Annotated in this window: 18 protein-coding genes and 1 pseudogene; 5 read left to right on the top strand and 14 right to left on the bottom strand. The window is 67.9% G+C overall.

Annotated features, from left to right (window positions below):
* Positions 1-250: 250 nt before the first annotated feature.
* Positions 251-1,465: a glycosyltransferase family 9 protein gene (locus AC5RWD_RS13600; protein ID WP_494020511.1), complete on the top strand. Its 1,215-nt coding sequence runs from the start codon at positions 251-253 to the stop codon at positions 1,463-1,465.
* Here AC5RWD_RS13600 and AC5RWD_RS13595 read toward each other — a convergent pair.
* The 7 genes from AC5RWD_RS13595 to AC5RWD_RS13565 are packed head-to-tail and all read right to left on the bottom strand — an operon-like array spanning position 1,431 to position 8,262.
* Complete coding sequence (locus AC5RWD_RS13595) at positions 1,431-2,132, bottom strand: SDR family oxidoreductase (protein WP_494020510.1); 702 nt, start codon at positions 2,130-2,132, stop codon at positions 1,431-1,433. The genes AC5RWD_RS13600 and AC5RWD_RS13595 overlap by 35 nt on opposite strands.
* Positions 2,133-2,177: 45 nt before the next feature.
* A complete protein-coding gene (locus AC5RWD_RS13590) occupies positions 2,178-3,539 on the bottom strand; it encodes a PfkB family carbohydrate kinase (RefSeq protein WP_494020509.1) in 1,362 nt (453 codons plus the stop codon).
* Positions 3,536-4,255, bottom strand: coding sequence for a D-sedoheptulose-7-phosphate isomerase (locus AC5RWD_RS13585; RefSeq protein ID WP_494020508.1), 720 nt, complete (start codon positions 4,253-4,255; stop codon positions 3,536-3,538). Before AC5RWD_RS13585 ends, AC5RWD_RS13590 begins: the two co-directional genes overlap by 4 nt.
* Positions 4,252-5,505: a glycosyltransferase gene (locus AC5RWD_RS13580; protein WP_494020507.1), complete on the bottom strand. Its 1,254-nt coding sequence runs from the start codon at positions 5,503-5,505 to the stop codon at positions 4,252-4,254. The genes AC5RWD_RS13585 and AC5RWD_RS13580 overlap by 4 nt, the downstream gene beginning before the upstream one ends.
* Complete coding sequence (locus tag AC5RWD_RS13575) at positions 5,502-6,611, bottom strand: glycosyltransferase (protein ID WP_494020506.1); 1,110 nt, start codon at positions 6,609-6,611, stop codon at positions 5,502-5,504. The genes AC5RWD_RS13580 and AC5RWD_RS13575 overlap by 4 nt, the downstream gene beginning before the upstream one ends.
* Positions 6,608-7,684 (bottom strand): glycosyltransferase family 9 protein, encoded by a 1,077-nt coding sequence (locus tag AC5RWD_RS13570; RefSeq protein WP_494020505.1) that lies wholly within the window; start codon positions 7,682-7,684, stop codon positions 6,608-6,610. Before AC5RWD_RS13570 ends, AC5RWD_RS13575 begins: the two co-directional genes overlap by 4 nt.
* Entirely contained in the window at positions 7,681-8,262 is a 582-nt protein-coding gene (locus AC5RWD_RS13565; protein WP_494020504.1) for a D-glycero-alpha-D-manno-heptose-1,7-bisphosphate 7-phosphatase, read from the bottom strand. The genes AC5RWD_RS13570 and AC5RWD_RS13565 overlap by 4 nt, the downstream gene beginning before the upstream one ends.
* 134 nt (positions 8,263-8,396) lie before the next feature.
* Here AC5RWD_RS13565 and AC5RWD_RS13560 point away from each other — a divergent pair, with 134 nt between their 5' ends.
* Complete coding sequence (locus tag AC5RWD_RS13560) at positions 8,397-9,341, top strand: glycosyltransferase family 9 protein (RefSeq protein ID WP_494020503.1); 945 nt, start codon at positions 8,397-8,399, stop codon at positions 9,339-9,341.
* Here AC5RWD_RS13560 and AC5RWD_RS13555 read toward each other — a convergent pair.
* The gene (locus tag AC5RWD_RS13555; RefSeq protein WP_494020502.1) at positions 9,236-10,225 is read right to left on the bottom strand and encodes a sigma-70 family RNA polymerase sigma factor; all 990 of its coding nucleotides are present in this window, start codon (positions 10,223-10,225) and stop codon (positions 9,236-9,238) included. The two genes, AC5RWD_RS13560 and AC5RWD_RS13555, sit on opposite strands and share 106 nt — an antisense overlap.
* 182 nt (positions 10,226-10,407) lie before the next feature.
* On the opposite strand from AC5RWD_RS13555, the gene AC5RWD_RS13550 reads away from it, so the two are divergent.
* Positions 10,408-11,472, top strand: a complete 1,065-nt coding sequence (locus tag AC5RWD_RS13550; RefSeq protein ID WP_494020501.1) for an NAD-dependent epimerase/dehydratase family protein — start codon at positions 10,408-10,410, stop codon at positions 11,470-11,472.
* Between the two features lie 44 nt (positions 11,473-11,516).
* Here the strand turns inward: AC5RWD_RS13550 and AC5RWD_RS13545 are convergent, their stop codons facing one another.
* Positions 11,517-12,035, bottom strand: coding sequence for a hypothetical protein (locus tag AC5RWD_RS13545; protein WP_494020500.1), 519 nt, complete (start codon positions 12,033-12,035; stop codon positions 11,517-11,519).
* A gap of 205 nt (positions 12,036-12,240) precedes the next feature.
* On the opposite strand from AC5RWD_RS13545, the gene AC5RWD_RS13540 reads away from it, so the two are divergent.
* Both AC5RWD_RS13540 and AC5RWD_RS13535 read left to right on the top strand, forming a co-directional pair.
* Entirely contained in the window at positions 12,241-12,534 is a 294-nt protein-coding gene (locus tag AC5RWD_RS13540; protein ID WP_494020499.1) for a hypothetical protein, read from the top strand.
* Positions 12,535-12,667: 133 nt separating this feature from the next.
* The gene (locus AC5RWD_RS13535; protein ID WP_494020498.1) at positions 12,668-13,843 is read left to right on the top strand and encodes a YihY/virulence factor BrkB family protein; all 1,176 of its coding nucleotides are present in this window, start codon (positions 12,668-12,670) and stop codon (positions 13,841-13,843) included.
* A 517-nt stretch (positions 13,844-14,360) separates the two neighbouring features.
* Here AC5RWD_RS13535 and AC5RWD_RS13530 read toward each other — a convergent pair.
* The 5 genes and pseudogenes from AC5RWD_RS13530 to AC5RWD_RS13510 form a co-directional block, all read right to left on the bottom strand.
* Positions 14,361-15,496 (bottom strand): annotated as a pseudogene (locus AC5RWD_RS13530) (SAM-dependent methyltransferase); the annotation flags it as partial.
* Positions 15,490-16,830 (bottom strand): hypothetical protein, encoded by a 1,341-nt coding sequence (locus tag AC5RWD_RS13525; RefSeq protein ID WP_494020497.1) that lies wholly within the window; start codon positions 16,828-16,830, stop codon positions 15,490-15,492. The gene AC5RWD_RS13525 and the pseudogene AC5RWD_RS13530, both read right to left, overlap by 7 nt.
* Positions 16,831-16,947: 117 nt before the next feature.
* The gene (locus tag AC5RWD_RS13520; protein WP_494020496.1) at positions 16,948-17,427 is read right to left on the bottom strand and encodes a Dps family protein; all 480 of its coding nucleotides are present in this window, start codon (positions 17,425-17,427) and stop codon (positions 16,948-16,950) included.
* A gap of 120 nt (positions 17,428-17,547) precedes the next feature.
* The gene (gene lepB / locus AC5RWD_RS13515; RefSeq protein WP_494020495.1) at positions 17,548-17,997 is read right to left on the bottom strand and encodes a signal peptidase I; all 450 of its coding nucleotides are present in this window, start codon (positions 17,995-17,997) and stop codon (positions 17,548-17,550) included.
* A 113-nt stretch (positions 17,998-18,110) separates the two neighbouring features.
* Positions 18,111-19,715 carry a multicopper oxidase family protein gene (locus AC5RWD_RS13510; protein WP_494020494.1) on the bottom strand — a complete coding sequence of 535 codons (1,605 nt, stop codon included), beginning with the start codon at positions 19,713-19,715 and terminating at the stop codon, positions 18,111-18,113.
* Between the last annotated feature and the right edge of the window lie 292 nt (positions 19,716-20,007).

Here is a 20,007-nt window from a genome sequence, read left to right as displayed (position 1 = left end):
CCCCGCCGCCGAAGGGTTTACACGCGCGGGCGGCAGGAGTTTTCAAAGCCGGCGGGCAGTGTCCAGTCGCCGTCCTATCGCCCCGGCGGGCAGGGCCCTATCGCCCCGGCGGGCACGGCCATATTGAGCCGACGGCCCGGTTATTCCGGGCTGGCAATACAGGGCCGATGCACCGTAGGGTGGGCCCCACTACCCACCCGACCTGAACGCATCCCGACCTGGAAGATCCGGAACCGAGAGGGCTGACACCATGGAATTCTTCAACGCCGACTTCGGCGGAGCGCGCATCACAGGGCATGGCATCGGCCCGGTCTTGGAAGAATTCAGCGGTGTTTCCCGCATCGCGGTTCTCCGCGGCGGCGGGCTGGGTGACCTGATGTTTGCCCTTCCGGCGGTGGCGGCGCTGAAGGCCGCCTATCCGGAGGCCAGCCTCACCCTGCTGTGCACGCCGGTCCAGGCTGAACTGGTGTCCCAGACCGTGGGACCGGTGGACGAAACGGTGATCCTGCCGTTTGCCGAAGGGGTTCGCCCCGGGCCGGAAGACCCCCACGAACTCGAACGCTTCTTTGCCGAGATGCGTGCCCGGAACTTTGACCTGGCCGTCCAGTTGCACGGCGGCGGCCGGTACTCAAATCCGTTCCTGCTCCGCCTCGGCGCACGCCACACCGTGGGCACCAGAACCCCGGATGCAGCCCCACTCGAGCGGACCGTGCCCTACGTGTACTACCAGCACGAGCCGCTCCGGGCCCTCGAGGTGGCTGGATTCGCTGGGGCTCCTCCACGTGAGCTGGAGGCGCGGCTCCAGGCGCTGCCGGAGTTTTGCCAGCAAATCACACAGGACCTGCCCTTGGGGAACGGCGTATCGGGGCTCGACGACGACGGGCAGGCCAACAACGGTTCAGGGCACGGCCGCGTGCTGGTGATCCATCCGGGGGCAACGGATCCGCGCCGGCGCTGGCCTGCCGAACGTTTCGCCGCTGTGGCCCGAAGGGCCGCCGACGACGGCTTCCGGGTTTTTGTGGTGGGCGACACCAACGAAAAGGAACTGGCCGAGACGGTGGTGGAACTCGCCGTCGAGCACTCCCCGGAAGCCCGGCCCGCCGTAGAGTCACTCGCCGGCAAACTCAGCCTTGGCGAGCTGGCGGCACTGCTGGAGCACTGCGCCGTCGTGGTGGCGAACGACAGCGGACCGCGGCACCTCGCCCAGGCTCTGGGCACCTCCACCGTGGGCATCTACTGGGTGGGCAACGCCATCAACGCAGCCCCGCTGGGCCGCAGCAGTCACCGGCTCCGCCTGGGCTGGGTCACGCGTTGCCCGGTGTGCGGTGTGGACGTCACCCAGGTGGGGTGGACGGCCCCACGGTGCCCGCATGACGAGTCCACCGTGAAGGCCGTCGAACCCTCAGAGGTTTACGAGGATGTTCTCCAGCTCACGGCCATGAGCCCTCTTCCTCATGGCAGATAAGCATTTCGCGGACCTCGCAGCCCGTGGGTTGGGAGAGGACGAACAGAATCGCCTGCGCCACGTTGCCTGGATCATTCAGGCGTGAGTCGTCCTGCGGCTTGTATTGCTCCGCGCGGTCGTCGAAGAAGCGGGTCTTCATGCCGCCGGGGATCATGGTGGTCACGCCGATCTCACCGCCCGTCTCAGCCGCCAGGGAATGGCTGAAGCCCACTACGCCGAATTTTGAGGCGCAGTAGGCGGTGGCCTCCGGCAGTGCCCGCTTGCCCAGCGTGGAGGCAATGGTGACCACCCGGCCGCGCGACTCCTTGAGGTACGGAAGGGCCGCCCGAACGACGGAAACCGTGCCCATCAGGTTGACCCCGATGACCCGCTCCCATTCGTCCGCGGCCACGTCCTCCAGCTTGCCGCAGCGGTCGATGCCGGCCGCAGTGACCACGGCGTCCAGCCCGTCAAGGGTCTCGGCGGCCTGCCGGACGGCCTCAGACACGGCAACGCGGTCCGAGACGTCCACCTCGAAGGCCTTCGCCGCGGCCACGTTCCGGATGTCCCGGTCCAGCACCACAGGGGTTCCCCCGGCTTTGAGCACAGCGTCGACGACGGCGGCCCCCAGCCCGGATGCACCGCCGGTTACCAGGACCCGGCCGGGCCGGAAAGTCGATTCAGTCATGGTGTTCCTTTCAGTCGGGTCTACTTATCAGGTTCGTGGTGCGGTTCAGCTGACCTTTGCCAGGGCGTCCGCGAGGACAGAGGTTGACCGGGCCCGGTGGAACGGCACGGTCACGCAGCGCCCTCCCCAGCTCTCGACCAGCCCCGCTTCGGGCAGCTCCGAGGCGCGGTAGTCGCCGCCCTTCACCCAGACGTCCGGGCGCAGCGTCGCCAGGCAGGCCTCCGGCGTGTCCTCCCCGAAAACCAGGACAGCGTCCACGCACTCGAGTGCCAGCAGGAGCTCGGCCCGGTCCTGCTGGCCGACAATCGGCCGCTGCTCGCCCTTGATCCGTCGCACCGACTCGTCCGAGTTCAGGCAGACGATGAGGCAGTCGCCGAGGTCCCTGGCCGCCGACAGCGTGCGGGCGTGGCCGGCGTGCAGCAGGTCGAAGCAGCCTCCGGTGGCCACGACGGTTCCTCCGTTGGCGCGCATCCGCCGGGCCAGGCCGATGGCGTCTTCCTCGCCTTTGTGGTGCCAGACCGGCCGGTGGCGGTCCGGCAGGGAGGCCACCCCGCCGGCGCCGAGGAAGGCTGCCGCCTCGTGGATGGCCAGTTCCGCGGCGTCGTTCAGGCTGCGGCCCTCCGCCAAGTGCACGGCCAGGCTGGCCGCAAGCCGGTCGCCGGCGCCGCAGGGATCGGCGACCTCAGTGGGAGGGGCCGGAATGATCAGCGGCGGGGTGCCGGGCCGGGACAGCATGCCGCCTTGCCCGCCCATGGTGACCAGGACCGACTGGCTTTGCCAGCGGTCCAGCAGCGTGGTGCCGACGGCGGCAACCGCCTCGGTCAATCCGGTGCCGGAACCGGCCGCCTTGACCGCCTCGGACAGGTTGGGTGTCACGACTGACACCCCGGGCACCGGAACTGCGCCGGAGGGATGCGGATCCCACACGATCGGAATGTCGCCGGAGCGGGCCTCGAGCACCTCGCGGATCTTCTGGTTCGCGGCAACGCCCCTGCCGTAATCGGCCACGACGATCACCTCGGCCTGGTCCAGTGCCCCGAGCATGGCCGCGGTGGCCGCCGGAACTTCCGGCCGCTCGCATCCCTCGTCCACCCGCACCACCGGCTGGCGGCCCGCCCGCACCCGGGTCTTAACCGGGGTTCTCGCGCCGGACGGCCCGGAAACCACCCGCACGCCGGCGAGCGCGCCTTCCAGTGCCACGGAGGCGTCGTCGTCGGAAAGCACTGTTACCAGGGTGACCCGATGGCCGTCGTGGGCCAGCATCCGGGCCACGAGCCCCGCGCCGCCCGCCCGCCGCCGGACGTCGGAGACGTCCACCACCGGCACTGGCGCATCGGGGCACAGCCGGGTTGCTTCGCCGGAGAGGTCCACGTCCAGCAAAACGTCGCCAACTACTGTGATCCTCATCCGCGGTCAGCCTCCGGTCCGGGAACGCCCTGGCCCCTGCGGGCCACCTCGGCTTCGAAAGCCCGGCAAATGGCGTGCAGCGCAATCAGGTGCCCCTCCTGCGCATTGGCAGAAATGGCATCGATGGCCACGGCGTCATCGCAGCATGACGCCAACGGGTTGGGCGCCGGCCCCGTCAGGGCCCATGTGGTCACGTTCAGCCTGGCCGCCGCCTCGGCTGCCCGGAGCAGGTTGGGGCTCTGGCCGCTCGTTGACAGCAACACGAGGATGTCCCCGGACCTGCCGTGGGCGCGGACCTGCCGGGCGAAGAGTTCTGCGTAGCCGTAGTCATTGGCAATGGCCGTGACGGCGGAGCTTTCCGCGTGCAGGGAGATCGCGGAAAAGGGCATCCGCTCGCCGTCGAACCTGCCCACGAGTTCGGCGGTCAGGTGCTGCGCCTCCGCGGCGGAACCCCCGTTCCCGGCGGCGAGCAGCTTCTGCCCGCTGAGCAGGCGCTGGGCCAGCTCCACGCCCCAGGCAGCCAACCTGTCAGCCTGGCTTTCCAGGGACCGCAGGGCGGGCAGGACGTTTTCGAGGTGGGTCCGCACTGCCTGCTGCGACCCCAACGCGGCTTCGTCGGGACGGGCTGCGTCTGGCGACGACAGCGCGTCCGTTGAGGGGGCGCCGATCCGGTGCATGGCAGGAAGCTCAGCCTCCCGCAGGGATTCCGCTGTCACAGTGCCGCTCCTTCCATCGGTTCCAGGCGCCCGGCATCCGCGGTGCCGGCGATGGCCAGCTGGTAGGCCTTTTCGGTTTCCGCGGCAACCCTGCCCCATGAGTAGCGGGCCTTCGCCCGCCGCTCGCCGGCCCGCCCGAGTTTCGCGCGAAGGTCCGGGCTCGCCAGCAGGGTGCCGAGGGCTTCCGCGATGGCTTCGGGGTCCTTCGGTGGCACGTGGAGGCCCGTTCCGCGGTCCACCACACTGTCCGTCAGGCCTCCCACTGCAGCGGCAACCACCGGAACTCCGCAGGCCATCGCCTCGAGGGGAACAATGCCGAAGGGTTCATACCAGGGTGTGCAGACCACGGCATCGGCGCTTCGGAAAAGGCCGGGCATGGCTTCCCTGGGCACCTGTCCCCGGAGCTCCACATGGTTCACCACCCCGAGGTCCCGGGCAAGGTCCAGCAGCCGGCGGGCCTCCGGATCCTGGCCGCCCTCGTCCGCCCCGCCGCCTACGATCAGCAGTTCGACGTCGTCGAACCCCGCCTGCAGCAGGTGGGGCAGCGCGCGAATCACCAGGTCCACGCCCTTTCGCGGAACCAGCCGGCCCACGGAAAGGATCCGGTGGGAACGGGAGGGGGCGTCCGCCGGGCCGTCGCTGGAGAAGAGCTCCAGGTCCACCCCACAGGGAGCGATGGACACCCGGCGGGTATCGATCCCCATGGCCCGCAGCTCGAAGACCTCGTCCGAGCAGGTGGCCACGATGCGGTCGGCCGACCTGCCTACGGACGGTTCGAGGAAGCGCCTCTCGGCGGGGCTCGTGTCGGCGGCACCTTGGTGTCGGCGCTTGACCGTGCCCAGCGCATGGAAGGTCTGCACCACCGGAACCCGGTAACCGCCCGGGTCGCGGCGTGCGGCGTCCAGAGCCGCGACGCCGGACATCCAGAAGTGGCCGTGCACGACGTGCGGGGGCGAGTCACCCCAGTCCTGGACCACACCGTCCGCCAGGGCACCCATGAAAGGGAGCAGCTCGTCCTTGGGCACATGCTGGGCCGGGCCGGCGTCCACGTGAACCACCTCGAGCCGGGGATGCACCTGCACCCTTGCAGGCAGATCCGGCGCGTCACGCCTCGTATACACGGTCACCCGGTGGCCCCGCCGGGCCAGGGCCGAGGACAGGGCGGCAACATGGACGTTCTGGCCGCCCGCGTCCACTCCGCCAAGCGCTGCCAAAGGACTGGCGTGTTCCGAAATCATCGAGATCTTCAATGGGTATTCCCTTCTCGCGCCGCGGACAGGGCATCCGGTCCGGACCCCTCTGAACCTGCATCCTCCGATGCCACCCCCTCTTTAGACCCCCGGCCCGGCCCGGCGTCCAGATGCGAAGGGACCTGACCTGATGGCGCACGTCCCGCCGGCACCAGATCCGCCAGCACCTCGTCCCAGTCCGTCAGGAACCGCTCAAGCCCGTAGCGCTCCAGCGCCGCCTCCCTCGCCGTTTTGCCCCGCCGTCGGGCCTCCTCCGGGTCGTTGACCAGCAACCGGGCACACCGGCGCAGCTCCTCCACATCAGTGGAGATGCAGCCCGCCTCAGGCGGGACGGCCCGCGCCGCCTCGGTGGTGGCCAGCGCCAGGACCGGCATTCCGAGATGCATCGCTTCAAGCAGGGCCAGTCCCAGGGACGTCCAGCGCAGCGGGTGCAGGTACACCCGGCAGCGTGACAGTTCACGGTGGAGCTCCGCGGTTTTCAGATCACCCCGGACGGTGAGCCGCTGCGGCGGAATCCCCGTGGCCTCCGCGAGCCCGTCGCCGCCCATGCCAAAGACCTGGAGCGGGGCCGCGGTGGCGAAGCGGGGCAGCAGGTCCGTGCCGGTCACGCGGCCGCGGCGCACCGGTTCGTTGACCACCACGCCCAGCTCGGGGACCTCACCCGTGTAGAGGTACCCGGGGTCGGCGATGCCGTGCTCGATGATCTTGGTGGGGGCGCGGCCGCTGTCCCAGAACAGCTCGTTGAAGTGGGTCACGTGGACGATTGGGATGCGGCGCTGCTCCCCGAGCGGATGGACGGTGAAGGGAACATCGCCCTTGGGCGTGTTGTGTTCCACGTACACGGCGGGAAGATCGACGCCGGGCCGGCGGCCAAGCACGCGTGTCACCTCTGCGGCTTCCTCCGTCCGCTGGAGCACGACGGCGTCAATGCTGCCGGCGTCCAGTTCAGCCAGCGCAACCTCCCGCACGGAAGCGGGCCAGTCCCGGCCCGCCCGGCCCAGTCCCCAGGGCCCGCCACCGGGCAGGACCGGCAGCAGGTACTCGTGCCGGCCGCGGACGAACGCATCCGTCCAGGACCCGTGCACGTGCCAAAGCAGAATTCTCATTGTTTGCGGACCTTTCTGCGTGTGCTGAGCGAGGAGACCCCGCTCAGCAGTCGTTCCACCGCTTCCACCACCTGTTCCGGTGAAACCGAGCTGAGGCAGGGATGTCCCGGTACTGGACAGATGCGCGCGCGGCTAAGCCGGCACGGCGCGTTCTGGTCGCCCAGCAGTTCCAACGGAACGCCGTACGGCGCCCAGCGGATGGCGGGCACCACGGGGGAAAACAGGCTCACTACCGGGGTTCCGACGGCGGCGGCCAGATGGGCGGGTCCCGTGTTTCCGGTGACCACGACATCCGCGTTGGCAAGGACACCGGAAAGGGTGGACAGGTCCGTCTTTCCGCCCAGGTCGATAGCGGAGGGTCCGGCCACCGTTGCGGTGAGGGCGGTTTCACCCGGACCGCCGGTCACCACCACCCTGTGGCCGGCGCCCTCCAGCAGTTCCACCGCCGCCGCATGGTGGAGCGGCGGCCAGGCCCGGGCGGGCACGGTCGCCCCGGGGTGGACCACCACGTAGGGGCCGTCACCCACCAGATGGCGGATGGCGGGTGGGTCCTTGACCATGAGTTTGCCGTCGTCACCCGTTTTGAGCTGGAAGCCCGCCGCCTTGGCGATGCCGAGTGCCCGCACGGACTCCGGTTGTTCCTCCGGAAAGTCCTCCCCGGGTTTCAGCCGGACATCGAGCAGGGAACCCGCGTAGTCGGTGGAGGCGCCGGTGATCCGTTCCACGCCGGCCAGCCTCAGGAGCAGCGCCAGGGGAAGCGGGGACTGGTGGAAGGAGGTGAGGATAACCGCCTCGGTGATGCGCGAGTTCCGGACAAAGTTCACCAAGGAGTCCAGGTGCGGGCCGGTCACCTGCGGCGCCGGATTGCTGATCCACGGTGTGTCCCAGGCGAAAACGTCGGCGACGTTGGGCAGCAACGAGGCTGCCGACTGACCCTGCGGGCCACAAAGCACGACGACGTCGTTGGGGCTGCCGCCGTCAGCCCGCCGCCCGTTCGCGACGGCCCGAACCGCCGGGCCCGCCAGGAGGACGTCGCCGACGCTGTCCAGCCGCGCCACCAGGACCCTGCTCATGCCGGTCCTCGAAGCAGCGGTTTCTGAGGCAGCGGTCCCATAAGCGACGGTCCCTGAAGCAGGAGGGCAACGGCCTGCTCGAGGTCCGCGGCTACCTCGGCGGCGGCCTCGACCTCTTCCGTTCGGGTCTGCGGAGTGGGAACCAGGATGCCCCGCGCACCGGCGGCCGCGGCCGCCTCAACGTCACTGCCGATATCGCCGATGAACGCCGCCTCCGACGCATCGATGCCAAGGCGCCGGCACGCGCTGTGGATCATGCCCGGCGCGGGCTTCCGGCACAGGCAGCCGTCGCCGGCTCCGTGAGGGCAGACTTCCCAGACGTCAAAGGGGCCCAGCAGATCCTCAACCCGCGCGTTCACGCTGTCCACTTCCTCCGCTGACAGGAGGCCGCGGGCAATGCCCGACTGGTTGCTTAGGACGCCGGTCGCCAGCCCCAGGCTGCGCAATTCGTCAAGCACCTTTCGCGCGCCGGGGTACGGCTCGACCAGCTGCGGATCACCGTTGTAGGGCACGTCAACCACAAGCGTTCCATCACGGTCGAACAGCACAGCCTTGAGCGTCAAAGCGTTAGTTGCCATACCCCCTCCGTTCCCCGACGGGGAGAGACCTAAACAACCGGCCGCCCACTTCTTCTCGGCTAGACTCCTCGACAAGCGGCGTGACAGAGCCAAACTGAGGAGCAAGAGCCAAACCGACGAGCAGAAGGACGGCAGTGGAAGCACCGAACGGCAAGCACGAACAACCGGTCCTGCTAGTGCTGAGGGCATTGAAGCTGGGCGACCTGCTGGTTGCTGTGCCCGCGCTGCGGGCCCTGCGCCGCGCCTATCCCGGGCACCGCCTGCTCTATGCGGCCCAGGACTGGCTGGAGGATGCGCTGGAGCTGGTAGGCGGCTACGAACTGCTCCCGACCCATGGCCTGGACGTTCCAATTCCCATCGAGGCGGGCAAAGTGGACATCGCCGTGAACCTGCACGGCAGCGGGCCCGAAAGCGAGGACCGGCTCGCTGCCGTCCGACCCAGGACCATAGTGGGCCACCGGACCCCCGGGCGCCCGGGCCCCGCCTGGCTGGAGGAAATCCATGAGCGCGAGCGGTGGACCAGGCTGCTGCAATGGCATGGCATCGAGGCCGAACCGGACGATCTCCGCCTCCTCCCGCCGGCCGTGCCGAGCCCCTGCCCCGGTGCCACAGTGCTGCATGTGGGGGCCGCCTACGGCAGCCGGCTGTGGCCGGAGGACCGCTTCGCGGAGGTGGCCCGCACACTTGCTGAGGATGGTCACCAGGTGGTGTTTACCGGCAGCTCGGCGGAACGGCCACGGGCACTGGACGTCGCCCGCCTCGCCGGGCTCCCCGAAGAGCACGTCCTGGCGGGCCGGTTGCGGCTGGCCGAATTCATGGCAGCCGTCGCGGAGGCCCGGCTCGTGGTGTCAGCGGACACCGGTGCAGCCCACCTCGCCTCTGCGTATTCGCGGCCTTCGGTGGTGCTTTTCGGTCCGGCCCCGGCCGAGGTCTGGGGTCCGCCGCCGGGACCGCACATCGTCCTGACGGACGCTCAGGCGCGCCGCGGCGACACCTTCGCTGCCACTCCTGATCCGGCCCTGCTGGCGGTTTCAGTGGACGACGTCCTGTCGGCTGTCGGGCAGCTCCGGCTCGCCTGATCCGTGCTGGCCCTGTCACTGCCTGCCCTGGCACTGCCAGCCCTGGCATTGCCTGCCCGGCTGGTGTCCGTGGTCCCGGTCCGGCCCTCCTCATCGAGCAGCCGGCGCTGCAACCAGACCAGGATCCGGGAGAGTCGCCGGGACACCTGCATCTGGGAGATGCCGAACCGTTTGCCCAGCTCCACCTGGGTCTCCTCGCGGTAATACCGCCGGTACAGCATTTCCCGGTCGTCAGGGTCCAGCTCCTGGATCGCCTCGTTGAGGCACACAAGTTCTTCGAGGTGCTCGATCGGCCGGTCCGGTGAGACAAGCCCCTCGCCCATGGTCGGTCCGCCCCACGGGTCGGGGCTGTCCAGCGAATCGGGATGCATGCTGCTGCCGGCTGCCTGGGCCTCCCGGACGTCAGCCGGGGTGACTCCCAGTTCACCAGCCAGCTCCTGCGCCGAGGGAACACGCCCCAGCGACTGCGCCAGGTCCGGGGCGGCATGCAGGAGCTGCGTCCGGACGTCCTGGATGTGCCGCGGCGGCCGGACGGTCCAGCACCGGTCCCGCAGGAAGCGCTTGAGTTCGCCGTTGATGGTGGGCGCGGCATAGGCGGGGAAGCTTTCGCCCTTCTCCGCGTCGAAGCCGCGGGCAGCCTTGATTAGTCCCAGGTAGGCCACCTGGACCAGGTCGGAGCGCTCTCGTCCGCGGGCGGCATACCGCGAGGCGAGCGACTCCGCCAGGTCCAGGTAATTGAGCACCAGCTGGTTCTGGAAGGCATCATGCAGCCGCCCCGATTGGGCCGCTGGCCGGGTCACTGGCTGGGTCACTGCCGCAGGCGCCGGCGGGGACGCAGCGCGGGCAGGGCGGGTCACGGACGAGGAAGGCGGCGATTCAGGCATTGTCGTGGTTCCTTCGATCGGGCGGTCGAGAAAGCCTGCGGCAAGACTTAGAAGAAGGAAATCATAAGCGTGCTTATTACACAATGGCCCGAGGGGCTAGGCTCGAAAGAAGCACTACGGACGCCGCCCGCCGTCGGGCGGCCCGGCCGGAACGTTCCACAGCTACGGACGAAGGGCATTTCATGCGTATCGCGATCACGGGTGCCAGCGGCAATGCGGGGACGGCGCTCCTGCGCAGGCTTCAAAAGGCCAGGCAGCAACATCCGGGCGGACTGGAACTCGTGGGCATCAGCCGCCGCGCGCCGGACCTGTCACGGCCGCCCTACACCGGCGTCGAGTGGCACACGATGGACGTGGGCGGGGAGGGTGCGGTACAGAACCTGGCCGCTGCCTTTGCCGGAGCCGACGCGGTGGTGCATCTTGCCTGGCAGATCCAGCCGAACCGTGACCTCCCGCAACTGCACCGCACCAATGTCACCGGCACAGCCAACACCCTGGCGGCCGCCCGGGAAGCAGGAGTGAGTCACGTGGTGTGCGCATCCTCGGTCGGCGCGTATAGCAAATCACCGAAGGACCGCCGGGTGGACGAATCCTGGCCGGCCGAGGGCATTGCGGGCTCGCATTACAGCCGGCACAAGGCCGAGCAGGAAAAGCTGCTCGACACGTTCGCGGCGGAGAACCCGTCGGTCGCCGTGGCCAGGCTGCGCCCCGGGCTCATCTTCCAAAGCCAGGCGGGCAGCGAAATCGGAAGGTACTTCCTGGGATGGGTCCACCCGAGATTCGTGCCGCGCCGGCCGGCATTGCCAATACTGCCGATTCCCGGGGAACTGATCTTTCAGGCGGTGCATGCCGACGATGTCGCGGACGCATACTGGCGCGTGCTGGAGGGCAGGGCCAGCGGCGCCTTCAATGTGGCGGCCGAGCCGGTGGTCACGCCGCAAAACCTGGCCCGGCTCTTTTCCGCCAAGAGGATCCTCCCTGTCCCGGTCCGGGCGCTGCACGCCTTCGTGGGCGCCACCTGGCGGCTGCGGCTGCAGCAGACAGACTCGGGATGGGTGGAGATGGCGGCGGGCGCGCCGATCATGGACACCAGCCGGATCCGGAACGAGCTCGGCTGGGAGCCGCAAACGCCGTCGTTGAAAGCCATCCGCGAAGTAATCGACGGCATGGGTAAAGGCGCCGGCGTGCCGGCGTCTCCCCCGCTCAAACCGCGGCGCAGCCTGTTGGCATTCCTGCGCCGGAACTGACTCCCCCTGTCGCCCGTTACAGTGGGGTCAACCGCTACGGACGGCTACTCGCGCGCAGTGTTCCGCCGGGTAGTGTCTGTGGTGGCGTCGGCATCCTGGCGGGCATCATCTGCCCGCGCATCAACGTCCCGCGCACCGGTGTCGCGCGAATCCGCAGCCCGAACATCGTCGCGCCCGGCATCCACCCTTGCATCGTCACGGCGATTGCCGTTCTCATCCACATCCGGGTCCAGAGCATTGGCTTTGTGCTGGTGCTTCTCGGCATCCGTGCGGAAATCCTGCGCAGCCGACTGCCGCTGCTCCGCCTCCTGGCGAAGCCGCGCGGCCTCGACCTGCGCCTTCTCGGCGTCGGCCTTGGCATGCATGGCCCGGGCTTCGTTTTCGCGCGCCTCAAGGTCGGCGTTCTCCGCTTCCCTGCGGATCTCGGCAGCGTGCTGGCGGTTCTGCTCATCCCGCTTCTGCCGGAACGCCTCCCGGCGCTTGCGGCTGGACATCAGAAGCACCGCGATGAGCGCGATGACGACGATTACGACGACGATCCAAATCCAGGCAGTTGGGTCCACCGTGGATCCACCTCTCTCTTTTCCAGCACGTCACTTCCGGGGAGAACCTGGCCGCTGGCACCCGGCGTAACGCTGCCGGAGGGGCGGCCGATTGAACTAGCGGCAATCAGGGTACTTACTATCTAATAGTAACCATGCTTACTATTTTATGGCGAGAGATTGCCGGGTGCACTCGGCAACCCGGCATGCTGGAGAGGGAGCAACCATGACGGATAACCAACGGCCGAAGGGCGCCAGCGCTCCCCCGCCGGGCTCGGACGGGACCGGCGCCGGCAGTGCTGGTGCTGACAGGACCAACCCCGAAGAGGCCCGCGCCGGCACCAGCAGCGGTGACCAGGACCCCAACCCGCTGGCTTCAGCCCAGCTGGTCGAGACTCCGCAGTCGGAGACCCGGATGGCGGATGATCCGCTGGGTGGGAAGCAGCCCGCCGACGACCCTCTGGGGAGCGACCCGCTCACACTGGACCGCCGCAATCCGCCCCGGGCGCCCGGAGCGTAGCGGCCCGAACCCCGGCAGCGACCACGAACCTGATGCGACCTCACGCACGACCCGCGAGCCCGAACGCCTGACAGCGGGCAGGGAACGATCCGCGACTCCGGACACGTCCTGCCCGCGAACGAAAGGAAGCCTCATGGCGACGAAAGAAGCCCCGGAAACCAGCACCGCAAAGGCGGGCAGCGCACCTGCCCCGGATGACGCGCGAAAGCCGGACAGTCCCACGGATGTGGAGAAGCCTTCGTGGAAATACATTGCCCGCAAGACCCTCCGTGAATTCACCGCGGACCAATGCCCCGACCTCGCCGCCGGGCTTACCTATTACGCGATCTTCTCGCTCTTCCCGGCCCTGCTCGCCCTCGTTTCGCTGCTCGGCATCTTTGGGCAAGCGGAGAAGACGACGGCGGCACTCCTGGAAATCGTCCAGGGTGTCGCGCCCGGGCAGGCAGTGGAGATGATCCGCGAGCCGATCCAGGAGCTGACCACCTCACCCGCAGCCGGCTTTACACTGGTTATCGGCCTCGTGACGGCCCTCTGGTCCGCTTCAGGGTATGTGACCGCGTTTGGCCGGGCCATGAACCGGATTTACGAAATTGATGAAGGCCGGGGTTTCGTCAAGCTTCGCGGCACCATGCTGGCGGTGACCCTGATCTCCCTGATCATTGTTGCGGTACTCGCAGCCATGCTGGTCATCAGCGGCCCGGTGGCGGAGGCCGTCGGCAATGTCATGGGACTGGGCGGCGTCTTCCTGACCGTGTGGAACATCGCGAAGTGGCCGGTCATTGTGGCACTGGTGATCGTCGTCATCGCCATCCTCTATTACGCCACTCCCAACGTCCGGCAGCCAAAGATCCGCTGGATGAGCCTGGGTTCCCTCATCGCCCTGCTCATTTTCGTGCTGGCCTCTGTGGGCTTTGGGTTCTACGTGGGCAACTTCAGCAACTACAACAAGACGTACGGCGCCATCGGTGGTGTAATCGTCATGTTGCTGTGGCTCTGGATCCTGAACATGTCCCTGCTTTTTGGCGCGGAGTTCGACGCCGAGATGGAACGTGGCCGGCAGCTGCAGGCCGGCATTGAGGCTGAGGACACGCTCCAGCTTCCGCCCCGCGACACAAAGAAGAGCGACAAGCTCCAGGAAAAGGAAGAGGAAGACATCCGCCTGGGACGCGAGCTGCGCGAGAAGTACAGCGCGCAGGGCAACGGCCAGGACGGCAATGACTCCGGCGGCATCCGCGAGGGCAGCCACGACGGCGGCCGTAAAGGCAGCAGTGATGCCTCCGCCCGCCAGGACAAGGGCGATAGCAAGTAACAACTAAGGTGAACCGGGCAGCCGCAACCAGTCGGCTGCCCGGTTCAGTTTTGTCCGGTTGAGTTTTGCCGCTTCAGTTTTGTCCGGTTCAGTTTTGCCGCTTCAGTTTTGCCCGTTCATTTTTTGCCCGTTTATTTTATGCCCGCGTTGCCTTTCGCTCAGCTGCTCCGGAGGGCGGCCGCTGTCTCAACGCCCAGCGCACGGAGGTAGGCTCCAAAACCGTGCGGCGCCCGGGCGGCCGTCCGTCCGGAAGTCAGCACACGCGTGCTGTCCATGGCCATGACGGCGAAGCCGCTCCGCCGCAGCTGTTCCACCAGGGCGCGGTCCTCGGAGGTGCGCAGCGGTGGAAATCCGCCAGCCTGATGGTATGCCGAGGCGCGCACGCCGAGGTTGGCGCCGTAGACATTGCCGTGCCTTTCCTCCAGCGGATGCCGGAGGCGCCAGCGGCGCAGTACGCCCTGCTGGCGCCCGCGTTCCGGAACCGCCGGTGCAGCACCCGTACGGCCGGCGGCGAGCCATTTGCAGCCTGCGGCGCGATGAAGGTTTCGAGCACGAACTCCCGCTCCTTGTAAGTGCCCGCTGACGGCCACCGCAGCAGGCACCGTGCCAGCGCGTGGACAGCGTCGCCGTCGAGCTCCCAGCCGGAAACCAGATGCCTCCAGTGGCAGAGCAGCAGCGTTCCGCCGGGGGCCAGGGACGCGGAGATCCGGGCGAACAGCTCCTCCAGTTCGGCGGCCGCCAGGTAGTAGCCCACCTCGGAGACCACGATCAGGTCAAAGCTCCCCGCCGGCCAATGCTGCGGCAGGGTCAGCTGCCGCGCTTCGGCGCCGGGTTACCGGGCGAGCCGTTCGCCTGCCCGCGCCACCGCGGTGCCGTTGGCATCGACGGCCACGAACCTTCCGCACCGCCCTGCCAGCTCCGCGCTCAGGGTGCCGATCGAGCAGCCGAGCTCCAGTCCGGCGTCGTACTTCTGTTCAGGGAGCGCGGCGAGCGTCAGGCTGCGCTTGCGCTGCTCATACCAGCTGTCCTGGTACCGCCAGGGATCCCCGGCGCTGCGGTGGAGGGCCTCAAAGACGGCCTCGGCGTCACGGGCGCTGCGCCTTCCGGTGACCGGCGGCTGCCACGCGAAAACCTCAAAGGAGCGGGAGAAGTGCGCAAGAAACTGCTCGGGCAGCAGCACCTCGTCGCCCGGATGGTCGGAAAGCGGCCGCAGCTGGGATGCATGGGTGAGCAGGGCCTCGCATTTTGCCTGCTGTTCACCTGGGCTCAGGGGCAGCCGCACCCAGTTCCGCCACTTGGTGTCCTCGGGCGTGGCCCACAGCCAGTACCAGATGGGGTATTCCAGAAGCCCGTGGCCTCCGGCTTCGGCGGTCTCCGCAGCCACGGATCCCAGGGTGTCGTGGTGGGCGAATCCGGATGGGACCCCTCCCCCGCCGAACACAGGTGCACTTCAACATGCGCACCGGCGGAGGTGAGCCGGGCAAGCAGCCCGCCGGCACCGAGGGATTCGTCGTCCGGATGGGCGACCAGGACGACGAACTCCATCCCGGCCAGCTCAGCCGTATCCAGCGGGAGTTCGCCGATCGTGTCCAGGCCGCCGGCTACCCAGGTAGCCTCGTCCGTGCCGGCGTCCGCGTGCGAGAACGTCACCAGGCGTGTTCCCCTTTGAGCGTGAGCTCGCCCAGCTGGGCGTCGTCACGCGTGGCGTGGTGCTGTCGCACGTAGAGGGACAGGTCAGCCATACACTTGCCGTACCGTTCGTCGAAGGCAAGGGGGCCGGGCCCCAGGTTCTGGCTCACCAGGAGCTGGACGCGTTCGACGGCGGCAGCAACAGTTCCCCGGACCCGGAGCGCCTCGCTCCACGCACCTACGGCCCCGCTATTGAGTTCAACCGCGCCCCCGGCGTTGACCTGGCTGCCGTCCGCTGCCTGCCCGGATCCCTGACCCGATTCCTGGCCCGCCCCGGCGGCGCCGGCCTGGCCCACCCGATCGGTGCCGGCACGGGCGGTGTCCGCGGCAGCGTCCACCGCCTCGGCTGCCCGCGCAAGGTACTGGATGGTGGAGGTCAGGATCCGGTCCACTTCGCCCAGGGCGGCGAGCGCCACCTGGTCAGGCTCACGTTGGGACCGGGTGCCCCGCAGGAGCGCGGCTTCAAAGTGCCGTCCGAGCGCCACGGCGCCGCCCAGCCAGCACGCGGCAACGCCCATGCCGCCCCACGCAAAACCGGGACGCTCGAAGTACCAGCCGTCACCGCCGAGCGGGACGGCAGGTACCCGGTCGAAGTGGACCGTTCCGCTGGGGATTTCGCGCAGCCCGCGGCTGGTCCATTCCGGTACGTCGCACGTGACGCCGGCAGCCCTGAGATCGACCGCAAAGGCTGCCCGGCCACCGGTCTCGGTATGTGCGGTCACCACGGCGTGGTCGACGAACTGCGCCAGCGAGCACCAGGGCTTGGAGCCGTTCAGCTGCAGTCGGGTGGCTTTCCCCCCGGGCTCTGTCCCATCCGGTTCTGCCCCGCTTGGTTCTGCCCCGTCGGGTGCTGCCCCGCCGGAGGACCGCCTGTCAGCGGCGGACGCCGGGGCGGCCATCAGGCGGGTGCCGGGGGCCTCGGCTGCGTATACGCCCCACGATCCGGTAAAGGATTCGGGCGCTCCGGCCTGGGACAGGATGGCGCCGGCATCGAGATGTGGTTCCAGAATTCGTGCGGCGGCCACGTCCACTGCTGCCACGGATGCCAGCAACTCCCAGAGCTGGGCTGTCCGCCCGTCACCCGGCTTCGGCGCGGCACGGCCGGCCTGCTGGGCGATGGCCAGCAGGGCAGGCACGTCCCCCACGGCCGAAGCAACCCTGTTCAGTAGCCGGTCGATGTCCAGCGATGGTTCGCTGTCCAGCCCAGCCCCTGTCTCCAGCACAGGTTCGGCGCCGGCCTTCCGGGCCAGCGCCGGGCTGAGGCGGACGGGCTGCCACTGCCGGTGCGGAGCGTTCATGCAGCGTCCGTTGAAACGTCGTGCCCGGAAAAGTCGTGCACTGAGAAGTCGTCCACTGCGAGGTAGTCCATCGGCAGGTCGTCCACTGACATGCGGCCGGGCCCGGTCACGGCGCTGCTATTTCTGTTCCGGTGCAGTCACCGACGCCGAGGCCGGCATCACTTCCGCGTTCACCATCCAGGCCAGCTGCTCCAGCCGGGTGATGGCCTCGTTCAGGAGATCCGCGCTCGTGGGATCTTCTTCATCCACTTCTTCGTGGACACCGCGGATGGTCTTGACCGTTTGGTCCAGCCTCGCGGTAATGAGCTTGACGGTGTCCTTGGTGAGGGTCAGGCCGGCAGGATACTGATCCAGCCGGGTGCCGGAAGAAATGGTGGCACTCCTGCCGTCCGGAAGCGCGTGGAGCGACCGCATGCGCTCAGCGGTCTGGTCGGCGAGCAACCGGGCACTGTCCACGATCTCGTCCAGCTGCAGATGCAGGTCGCGGAAGTTGGTGCCCACCAGGTTCCAGTGCGCCTGCTTGCCTTGGACATGCAGCTCGATCAGGTCGGTAAGGACCTTCTGCAAATTGCTGGCCAGGGTCTCGGATGCTTTCATGTCTTCCTCCGCTGCCGTCACCGATACGTTTGCATGCCTGGCCGGCCGGTCAGCCGACCAGGATGATTCCCAGCATACTTATCTTTTGGGCGCGGGTCTTTTTTGGCAGGGGCATCTGCATCAGCGCCCGAAGGGCCACAGCACCGTTGCCTGCAGGGACTCCAACGGCACGCTCCCGTAAGTGCGTGAATCGATGGAACCTGCCCGGTTGTCGCCCAGGACAAAGACATGCCCGGCAGGGACCGTGACCGGGCCAAAGTAAGTGCCATCGATGCGGCTGTGGTCGACCCCCGGCTCGGCCTGCGGAACTCCGTCCACCACCAGCACCGAGTCCTCGATGGCAACGGTCTGGCCGGCGAAGGCAATGGCCCGCTTCACAGCAGGGTTCCCGTCCTCCGGGCTCGTGAACACCACCAGGTCCCCGGTTCTGAGGGAACCCAGCGCCGGCCCAGGTTTGAACATCAGCACAGTGCTGCCCTTGGGCAGTGCCGGTTCCATGCTTTCCGAGCTGACTGTCACCGGCTCCACCAGCCACAGACGGGAGGCGAGCAGACCGGCGGCCAGCAGCACCGCCGTCGTTATGGTTCTCCCCCGAAAACCCTGCCGGGCGGATCCGGCAGGGTTCTCAGTGACGGCTCTGCTGTCAGGGGCCGCCCTGGACTTGGGATCGGCCCTGTGCGCCGCTAGCCGTCCCATTGGGGCAGCGCCGCCGTCATGGGGTCGTTGGGATCGTTGTCATCTTCCTTCAGCCCCACCCGGAACTGGACCATAATGTCGTGGTCCTCGTGCGGGAGGTTGTGGCAGTGCACCATGTAGCGGCCCCGGTGCGGGCCGAACTTCATGAGCAGGCGGACCGTCTCGCCCTCGCCCACGTAGACAACATCCTTGGGTCCGAGTTCCTGCGGAAACGGTGCGCGCCCGTTGCGGCTCAAAATCTTGAAGTCCACGAGGTGAATGTGCACGGGGTGGAACCAGCCGCCGGACCTGTTCTCGATTTCCCACACCTCGACGGCGTCAAGGTCCACCTCTGCGGCGACCTTCTTGTAGCCGCTGGCAATGACGTCCTGCCAGCTGTCGTCGTCGATGGTCCAGATGTTGGTGACGTCGTTCCGCTTCACCCGGAACTTCCGGACCTTCGTGGCCTGCTTCTCGGTCAGCGCCATGACTTCGTTCGCGGGCGCCAGCTGCACCGGGACCGTGTTCCAGGTCGGGTCACTGATGTTGACCGGCTCGTCCGTGACGTCGAAGGCCATCACCTTGTTCGTGAAGTCGTAGTCAACGTTGTTCGGGTTGGACAGGTTGCGCAGCTCGATCCTCTGGCCGGTCTTGTACTTCCGGAAGTCGATGAGCACCTCATAGCGTTCTGCCCCGGCATGGCGGTAATTGGCCACCTTTTGCGGTGTGGGGATCAGTCCGCCGTCGGTACCAACGATGATCAGCGGATCCCCGGTGCTCAGCGTCAGCCTGACGGACCGGGAAATGCTGCAGTTCAGGACCCGGAAGCGGTAGATGCGCTTCTGCACCTTCATGACCGGCCACGGCTTGCCGTTGACCAGGATGACATCCCCCCAAAGTCCGGAGTGGGTGTTGTCGTCATAGCCCAGGGCGCCATTCGCGGCGAACATGGCGTCGGAGATGATGAGCGGCACGTCGAAGTCGCCTTGCGGAAGCAGCTCACGTTCCAGCGGATCATGCATGTGGTACTGGGCGGCCAGGCCGGAGTAGGCGTTTTGGGCCGTGAAGTGCACCCCGTGGTCGTGGTACCAAAGCGTGCGTGCGGGCTGGAAGTTCGGGTAGTGGTAGTCCTTGAAAAACCCGGTATGCGTGACGTCACTGGCGTACCCGTCGAACTGGGGCAGCGAGGCCGAACCGTGCAGGTGCGTGGACGTGGAAAGCACGTGGCCGTCGTTGGGGTGCGTTGCGGGAAGCCGGTTCCGGACCCGGACCACCGCCTTGGTGCCCTGGTCCAGGCTGATTGTGGGGCCGGGAAAAATCCCGTTGTAGCCCAGGATGGGTGTCTGGAGCCGCGGCAGGATGGACGCCATGGCCGCCTTCTCGGTCACGGTGTAGTAGTTGACCGGCTTGCCGTCGGCGGGGTCCACCCCCTCCATGTCCGGGGCCAGCACCGGCGGCTTCACGAACGCCGAGTGGAACGGTTTGGGCATCTCTGCGCTGCTCAGCCGGCTGGCGGATTTGGCCTCCACCTCGCCCCGCGGGAGCGAAACCACGCCCGCTCCAACAACACCGAGGCCACCCAGCAGCAGGACGTTTCGTCTAGACACCGTCATCACCGGGCCTCCTTTCGATTGGGATGGTTCGAGACCGGTTGGGATGCTTCGAGGATGTCGCGGCGTACTTGGAAAAAGCCGGAGCGGGCTGGGGACCGTGGGGGTTGGACGGCAGCACCCCCAATTGGGCCCCCTCAAATCGATGGTCTAATTCGGCTTCACCGGCCGGATTCTGGATATTCCCGGCTGCAGCCGCAGGATGTGCCCGTCCTTTGGTCGGTGCGCACACCGCTTGCCACCGGTTTTATACGACCTTTGTCCAAGGTCCGGCGTCCACTGTTGACGCAGTTGG

The organism is Arthrobacter sp. CMU6 (assembly GCF_059090205.1).
This window is presented reverse-complemented; position numbering and strand designations above follow the sequence as displayed.